This window comes from Sphingomonas sp. (assembly GCF_042091075.1).
In the GTDB taxonomy this organism is placed as follows: Bacteria; Pseudomonadota; Alphaproteobacteria; order Sphingomonadales; family Sphingomonadaceae; genus Sphingomonas.
Map to the genome: position 1 here is coordinate 1 of NZ_JBELIE010000150.1, position 8183 is coordinate 8183.

Consider the following 8183-nt stretch of genomic DNA (forward strand, 5'->3'; position numbering starts at 1 on the left):
TGGGCTTGCCCTTCAGCGTTTCCATCGCCTCGCGCATCGTCTTGTCCGACGACAGTTTGCGCATGCCGACCGACTCGGCTTTGTTGGTCGGAACGCGCAGCGTCATGCGCTCCTTTTCGAATCGCAGCACGTACAGTTCCAGCTGCATGCCGGCGATTTCCTGTTTCTGCAGCTCGATCACACGGCCCACGCCATGCTTGGGATAAACGACATAATCACCGACATCGAAATGCAGAGCCTTGGCAGCCATGGGTGGCCTTTCCAATGTTGAGGCCCCGCCCCCCGCACGATCCGCGGCGGATCGCGAAAGAGGGATGGGACGGGGCGAAAGGTTTTACGTCTCCAGCGGGCGCGGGAAATAATGCGCCCGTGCCGGACCTGTGTAACACCAAGGCAATAAATTTTCCAGCCTAATTGGGCAGAAGCGCTGTCGTGCGGGAACCATCGCCGGTATGCCGGTTGGCTATCGCGGCATTGTGACGCCGTCGCCGCGCGGATATCCGCTCATCCGTCATGGCGGTGCATCCAGCCGCGCAATACGCCAATCGTTTCTTCCGGGCGATCGTTGAACGTGCCATGCGCCGCCCCCGGAATGACCGCGAGCTCCGCGCCGCCGGGCACCCGCGCGGCGAAGCTGGACAGCGTCGTCGGCACTGCTTCGTCATATTGGCCGGCCATGAACAGCGTGCGACGACCGTCGAGCTGTGCGAGCAGCGGCTCTCCATCATAATGGCGCAGCGTGCCGGTCGCGACGAATTCGCTCCGCCCCCACATCGCCTCGTACAGCCGGCGGTTGAAGCCGCGCCCGCCGTTCGTCCGCGCATAGCCGCGCATCTCCGCCGGTGGCGGCTCGCGCCCGTTGAAGCGTGCGTAATAGCTGCCGGTCGCGGTCTCGCAGGCTGTGGCGGCGGGGGGTGCGGGGCCGTCGCACGCGATCAGCATCTGTTGCGTGTCGGCGGGCAGGCTGCGGCGCAGCGCATCCGCGTCCGCGATCCAGCTGCGGGTCGAAATCAGCGGACTGGCCAGCACCACGCTGCGTAGCGCGGCGGGGCGGCGCGCGGCATATTCCAGCGCGACCGTGCCACCCCAGCTATGCCCGCACACATGCCAGTGCGCGATCCCCAGCCCGCCGCGAACCGCCTCCAATTCCTCGACGAAGCGTCCGACGTGCCAATTGGCGGGGTTCTCCGGCCAGTCTGACCGGCCACTGTCGAGCTGGTCATACAATATCACCGCGCGTTCGTCGGCCAGCGCGAGCGCATCGAGATAGGAGGCGTGCGTGCCGCCCGGCCCGCCGTGCACGATCACCAGCGGTGCACGCGGCCCCGCCAAATCGCCGTTGACGCGCGCATAGACGCGTCCCCCCGGCACGGGCAGCATCGCCTCCCGCGTGGGAGCGGGATAGGTCGCGGTCCGCGCCCAGGCCGGGATCGCGGCAAGGCCCGCGAGCGTCGCCGCTATCCCCAGTGCGGCGCGGCGGTCGATCGAGTTCATGCTGCCACACCCGTGGGGGCAGGATCGCGGATCAGTCGCCCTTGCCCGGCTCGGGGGTGAAATATTTATCGTACTTGCCTTCCTCGCCCTTGTGATCGTCGGCGTCGTCGGGGGTCTGATCCGCCTTGCGCGTGACATTGGGCCATTGCGCGGAGAAGGTGTTGTTCAGCTCCAACCACTGTTCCAGCCCGTTCTCGGTATCGGGCAGGATCGCCTCGGCCGGGCATTCCGGCTCACACACGCCGCAGTCGATGCATTCGGACGGGTTGATGACCAGCATCGTCTCGCCTTCGTAGAAGCAATCGACCGGACAGACCTCCACGCAGTCCATGTACTTGCAGCGGATGCAGGCATCGGTGACGACGTAGGTCATGGGCACGGGTTCCTTCGTGTTCTCCGGCCTGCTTTTGCGCCAGCAGGCGTCCGCGTCAACGTTCCGCGTTTTGATGCGAGACGTTTGCAGCATCGCCGGGCAGCAATTCCTGATAGCAGGCCAGCGCCTCCGCGGCGGGCCCGCGACGGCGCGGCAGCGCCTCGACACGCAGCACGCGCACCTGCCCGGCCTGCGCGAAGGTCAGGATATTGCCGATGCGTACCGGCGCATGCGAACGGTCGATCGGGCGCCCGTCGATCCGTAGCCGTCCGTCGCACGCGATCGACTGCGCGGCGCTGCGCGACTTGGCGAGGCGCACATACCATAAGAAAATGTCGAGCCGCATCGATCCGGCGACGGGCCCCTGCGCCGGTGCGGGGCGGCTCAACCGCGCCCCCAGTCCGCCAGCGCGGCAAACGCGTTGGTCGGCGCGGGCGGGCTGCGGCGTGCCCGCGGCCGCCCCCGCCACACGTAGCGCGTCGGGCCGTCGCCGGCGCCCACCGGGCGGAAGCCGAGTTCCGCCATCAGCCGTGCGATCGTTCCGGGCTCCAGCCCCATCGACACCGCCAGCGCCGGATCGGGCGCGAAGGCTGCGCGCAGGCTCGCCGGGTCGCGTGCTTCGTGCGCGCCGCGCGCGATCCGCTCGACCAGATCGATCCGCACCGCCTGGGTGCCCAGCGCGCGGAAGCCCATCGCCGGCACCGCCCCGGGGGCATTGCGTGGCAGGGTGGTCGCCCCGGGCGGCGGCGCGGCAGGCGCGGGCCGTTCCGCCGCGATCAGCAGGGCCCGGCGCCAGTGCTGCGCGGCGGGTTTCAGCAGCCGGGCGTCGTACAGGTCGAGCGCGCCGATCGTCACCCCCTGCTGCCGCAGCCAGCGCCGGTTTTCGGGGGTCAGCGCGGCGAGCGCGTCGCGCAACGGCAATCGTTCGGTAAAGCCCGCCCCCGCCTCCAGCGCCGCCGCGACGCTGCGCAGCGCGGAACCGGCCTCCTTGTGCCGTGCCGCGTCCGACAGCGCGACGACACTCGGCAGCATCCGCGCCATCGCTGCCCGCAGCCACGTCTTCAACCGCGCCGCGACCGCGTCGCGCATGTCAGGATCGAGGCATTCGAGCGCCGGATCCAGCACGACATGGGGTCGCCCCAGAGACGGGCCACGCGCCAGTCGCGCCACGATCAGCCCGTCCGCGCTGACCTGCCCGTCGTGATCGAGCGCAAAGTCGCCATCGTCGCGCGCCACCAGCGCCGTCGCCCGGCGGCGGCGCTCGCCCGCCAGCCGCTTTTCGGCAGTGGCGAGCAACAGTCGCTTGTCCGACGCGCGCGCGTCGGGGGCGACGACGAAGCGAAACCCGTCGAGCCGACCGATCGCATGCGTATCGATCGTCACCTCACCCTGCGCATCGATCTCGACCGGCAGCGCGCCGACCCCGCCGCCGATCTTCCTGGCGAGCGCGGTGGTGCGCTTGTCGACGAACCGCTGCGTCAGCCCGGCGTGGAGCGCGTCGGATAACCGCTCCTCGATCTCCAGCGTGCGTGCTGCCCAATGGGGCGGATCCTGCAGCCAGTCCGGCCGCTGCGCTATATAGGCCCAGCTACGGATCGCGGCGATCCGCCCCGCGATCGTTTCGACATCGCCCTCGATCCGATCGAGCCGCGCCACCTCATCGGCGAACCATTGGTGCGGAATATAGCCTTGCGACAGATAACCGAACACCCGGCTGATGAAGCGCGCGTGCGGATCGATCCCCAGTTTGGCGAAATCCGGGATGCCGCAGGCGGCCCACAGTCGCGCGACCTGCCCGCCGCGCACGCGATCGCGCACGCCGGGTTCCTCAGCGAGCCGCTTGAGCACCTTCAGGTCGGTCGCTTCGGGCGCGGCGCGCAAGCGTTCGTGATCCGGTCGGCGCGTCAGGCTGGCGATCAGTGCCTCGACGCTCGACAGGTCCGGCTCGCCGTCGCGCCAGTACAGCCAGTCGAGCCGCGGGAAGCGATGCGCCTCGATCGCGGCCACTTCTTCGGGTTCGAAGGCATCGGGGCCCTCCGCCGTCAGCCCGCCGAACGTGCCGTCGCGCTGGTGCCGCCCCGCGCGACCGGCGATCTGCGCCATCTCCGCCACCGTCAGGCGACGGCGCTGCTGGCCGTCGAATTTCGTCAGGCCGGCAAAGGCGACATGACCGACATCGAGGTTCAGCCCCATGCCGATCGCGTCGGTCGCCACCAGATAGTCGACCTCGCCGGCCTGAAACATCGCCACCTGCGCGTTGCGTGTGCGCGGCGACAGCGCCCCCATCACCACCGCCGCGCCGCCGCGCAGCCGGCGCAGCATTTCGGCGGTGGCATAGACTTCCTCGGCGGAGAAGGCGACGATCGCGGCGCGGCGGGGCAGCCGCGACAGCTTCTTCGCGCCGGCATAAGTGAGCGTCGAGAAACGCGGCCGCTCGACGATCTCGATATCCGGCACCAGCGCGCGCAGCACCGGGCGCAGCGATTCGGCGCCGAGGATCATCGTCTCCTCGCGTCCCCGCGCGCGCAAGATGCGATCGGTGAACACATGGCCGCGCTCGCGATCGGCGCCGAGCTGCGCCTCGTCCAGCGCGACGAACGCGACGTCGCGCTGCAGCGGCAGGCTCTCGGCGGTGCACAGGAACCAGCGCGCGTCGGGCGGCACGATCCGCTCCTCGCCGGTGATCAGCGCGACGCGCTCGACGCCCTTGATGGCGACCACCCGGTCGTACACCTCGCGCGCCAGCAACCGTAGCGGGAAACCGATCATGCCGCTGGAATGCGCACACATCCGCTCGATCGCGAGGTGCGTCTTGCCGGTGTTGGTCGGCCCCAGTACCGCGGTGACGCGGGGTCGATCGATACGCATCATGACGCGACGATACATCGGGTCGCGCGGCTGACAATACAACGCCGGGCAGTCGATGAGCGCATCGCCGGTTCGTTTCGCCGCAGAAGCCGACCGCCCTGACGTGCCGTGGATTCGGGGGACGCCCGGTTAATTTGACTTTAGTTACTTGCGTCCACAGTGCTGCCCACCTCGATGCGCCGGGGGGTAATTCGGCGTCGATGCTGGAAAAGGGCTGACGCCGGCGTGTTCCTGCGCGAGCAACAAGGATTGGAATGGGCGGGCGGCGCGGGATCGCGTTCGCTGGGCCGGCACCTCGTGCCTCTGGCCGATCGGTCTCTGGTCGATCGCCTGCGCGTCGCGGCGGCGCACACCGATTGGGTGCCTGATCTCGGTCAGCGTATTGGCACCCGCGACTGGTGGCGCGGGCTCATCACCTGCACCGCCCTGTGCTGGGGGGCATGGGCGCTGTCGCCGGGCTGGCGCCCGATCCTCGGCTATACCGCGCCGCCGGTCAGCGGCGCCGCCTTCGAGGAAACCCGCACCCAGTCGATCGCGCCGCTGGCACTGGGCGCCACCACGGGACGCCGGATGGCGGCGGGGGCGCTGGTGCGTCCGCTTGCCGAAACCCCCGAACGCCCGCAGATCGAACTGACCGCCGCGCTGGCGGCGGGCGATAACCTGCGCAACGCGCTGCAACGCGCGGGCGTGGGCGGCGACGAGGCGGCGCGGGTCGCGGAGATGGTCGGCGGGGCGGTGAAGGCGGACGAACTGCGTCCCGGCACGGTCCTGTCGCTGACGCTGGGCCGTCGCCCGACACGGTTCCAGCCACGCCCGCTCGAACGGCTCGCCTTCCGCGCGGCATTCGACCTCAACCTGACGATCGCGCGAGAAGCGGCGGGTGCGCTGGCGATGCAGCGTCAGCCGATCGCGATCGATCGCACCCCGATGCGCGTGCGCGGGCTGGTGGGGCCCAGCCTGTATCGCTCGGCGCGCGCGGCCGGCGTGCCCGCGCGCGTGGTCGAAGCCTATATCAAGGCGCTCGCCGGGCGCATGTCGATCGGCGACGTCACGGCGGCGGACACGTTCGACATCGTCGCCGATCAGGCCCGCGCCGCGACCGGCGAGATCGAAGTCGGGCAGCTGCAATATGCCGGGCTGGAACATGACGGCCGCCGGCTGCAACTGGTGCGCTGGGGCGACCAGCAGGGCAGCGGCGGCACCTTCTGGGACGCCAACGGCCAATATGAGCGGCAGGGCGCGATGGGCATGCCCGTCGCCGGGCGCGTCACCTCGACGTTCGGCATGCGCATGCATCCGCTGCTGGGCTTCATGCGGATGCACAAGGGCATGGATATCGGTGCGCCTTATGGCAGCCCGATCTATGCCGCGATCGACGGGGTGGTGCAGTTCGCCGGCCGCTCGGGCGGCTACGGCAATTTCGTCAAGCTGGCGCATGCCGGCGGGTTGGCGACCGGCTACGGCCATATGAGCCGCATCGCGGTCAGCCCCGGCGCGCGTGTGCGGCGCGGGCAGGTGATCGGCTATGTCGGGTCGACCGGCATCTCGACCGGGCCGCACCTGCATTGGGAGGTGTGGCGCAACGGCCGGCCGGTCAACCCGCGCTCGATCGCGATGAGCAGTGTGCAGACGCTGTCGGGCGACACGCTGCGGGCGATGCGCGCGAAGATCGCGCGACTGACGTCGACGCCCGCGCGGTAGCCCCGGTGCGCGTCGCCGCGCCCGAAGCGGGAAAGGGGCGGGGTTAGCGCCCCTGCGCCCGCCAGCGCTGCACGGTGCGGGCGATGATACCGTCTTCGTCGCCGGTATCGCGCCACAATTGCGAAAACATCGGATCGGCGGAGGCCGGCCGCTTGTCCTCCTCCAGCGTGTCGAAGGAAACGCGGATCGGGATCGCGACACCTTCGCCGCAGACGATGCACTCGCGATTACGCAGCGCGGGCAGCGTATCGAGGAAGCCTCGCGCGCCCTCCGGCATGGCGGCGCGGACGAACGCCTGGTCGCGATCGTTGTTGAGGCGCATCGCGATGATCGTGCCGCATTGCGACAGCACGCCCTCCGCCAGATCGGACGGGCGCTGCGTGATCAGCCCCAGCGAAACGCCGTATTTGCGGCCCTCCTTCGCGATCCGGCCGAGGATGCGCGCGACCGATGTTGGCGTTTCCCGGTCCGACGGGATGTAGCGGTGCGCCTCCTCGCAGACGAGCAGGATGGGATGCTGCGGTTCGTTGCGTGACCACAGCGCGAAATCGAAGACCATCCGGCTGAGCATCGCGACCACCACCGAGGTGATCTCGCTCGGCACGCCCGATACGTCGATGATCGAGATCGGGCGTCCGTCGCCCGGCAGGCGGAACAGCCGCGCGATGAACGACTGCATCGTGTCCGCCACCAGCATGCCCGAGAACATGAAGCTGAAGCGCGGATCGCCCTTTACCTCGTCGATCTTGTTCTTCAGGCGCAGATAGGGCGCGGTATCGCCGGCGCGGTCCATCTTGCCCATTTCCTGCTGCAGGATCTGCGACAGGTCGCTGAGCAGATAGGGGATCGGCGCGTCGACGGTCAGCTTCGGGATCTCCTGCCCCAGGCGGTTCTTGGCGCGCGCGGCCAGCAGGCATTTGGCGAGGATGTCGGCATCCACCTGCCGCTCGGCGCCGGTCGAGGTGAGGAATACCTCGCAATGCTCCTCGAAATTCATCAGCCAGTACGGCATCTGCAGGTTCGATACGTCGAACAGCGCGCCGGTGGTGCCGAAGGCGGCGCCATATTCGCCGTGCGGATCGATCATCACGATATGGCCCTGCGGCGCCATCTGACAGATGCGATGCAGGATCAGCGCGGCGGCGGTCGACTTGCCGGTGCCGGTGGAACCCAGCAGCGCGAAATGCTTGCCCAGCAGCGGATCGACCAGCAGCGCCGCGCGCACATCGCGGGTCGGGTGGACATGGCCGATCTCGATCATCTTGCGATCGGTGGCGGCGTGCACCTGCTTCAGATCCTCGTCGGTGACGGGGAAAACCTCGTCGCCGGGCATCGGATAGCGCGTCACGCCGCGACGGAAATTGTACAGCCGGCCCGTCAACCGCTCCTCCAGCCCTTCGCCCAGGAAGTCGATCGAGGCGATGATCCGGTCGATGCTCGACCCCGCCAGGCGCAGCGAGCGGACGCTGGCGATCAGCCACGATGAGCCGATGCGCACCTTTACCTGTCCGCCGACCTGCCCGGCGGCGGCGACGATCGGATCCTCGTCCTGCGCCAGCGACGTCAGCGCCGCCACCTCGAATACCACCTCGCTATGGGCCCCGGTGATCTCGCTGACATAGCCGATCGGCGCATGCGGCGCGGCCGGCGCGGGGATCGAAAAGGAACTGGGCTCGCTCATATCATTCATTGGGACGCTTTCGCCGAATGCGGATCGACGATGCGTAGCAGCCACGGGTAAAGGAAG

General features: G+C 69.0%; 7 protein-coding genes. 1 reads left to right on the forward strand and 6 read right to left on the reverse strand.

Going from position 1 to position 8183, the window contains the following annotated elements:
• The 5 genes from ACFDSW_RS13330 to ACFDSW_RS13350 form a co-directional block, all read right to left on the reverse strand.
• Positions 1 to 250: CarD family transcriptional regulator (locus ACFDSW_RS13330; RefSeq protein WP_375250771.1), on the reverse strand; the 250-nt coding region annotated here is incomplete at its 3' end.
• Positions 251 to 504: 254 nt separating this feature from the next.
• Positions 505 to 1494: an alpha/beta fold hydrolase gene (locus ACFDSW_RS13335; protein WP_375250772.1), complete on the reverse strand. Its 990-nt coding sequence runs from the start codon at positions 1492 to 1494 to the stop codon at positions 505 to 507.
• A 31-nt stretch (positions 1495 to 1525) separates the two neighbouring features.
• Positions 1526 to 1867 (reverse strand): ferredoxin FdxA, encoded by a 342-nt coding sequence (gene fdxA, locus ACFDSW_RS13340; protein WP_375250773.1) that lies wholly within the window; start codon positions 1865 to 1867, stop codon positions 1526 to 1528.
• A gap of 55 nt (positions 1868 to 1922) precedes the next feature.
• Positions 1923 to 2213, reverse strand: coding sequence for an RNA-binding S4 domain-containing protein (locus ACFDSW_RS13345; RefSeq protein ID WP_375250777.1), 291 nt, complete (start codon positions 2211 to 2213; stop codon positions 1923 to 1925).
• A 38-nt stretch (positions 2214 to 2251) separates the two neighbouring features.
• A complete protein-coding gene (locus ACFDSW_RS13350) occupies positions 2252 to 4738 on the reverse strand; it encodes a helicase-related protein (RefSeq protein WP_375250774.1) in 2487 nt (828 codons plus the stop codon).
• A gap of 222 nt (positions 4739 to 4960) precedes the next feature.
• On the opposite strand from ACFDSW_RS13350, the gene ACFDSW_RS13355 reads away from it, so the two are divergent.
• Positions 4961 to 6436 (forward strand): M23 family metallopeptidase, encoded by a 1476-nt coding sequence (locus ACFDSW_RS13355; protein WP_375250775.1) that lies wholly within the window; start codon positions 4961 to 4963, stop codon positions 6434 to 6436.
• Positions 6437 to 6479: 43 nt separating this feature from the next.
• Here the strand turns inward: ACFDSW_RS13355 and ACFDSW_RS13360 are convergent, their stop codons facing one another.
• On the reverse strand, positions 6480 to 8126 hold the full coding sequence (locus tag ACFDSW_RS13360) for an ATP-binding protein (RefSeq protein ID WP_375250776.1): 1647 nt from the start codon (positions 8124 to 8126) through the stop codon (positions 6480 to 6482).
• Positions 8127 to 8183 lie beyond the last annotated feature (57 nt).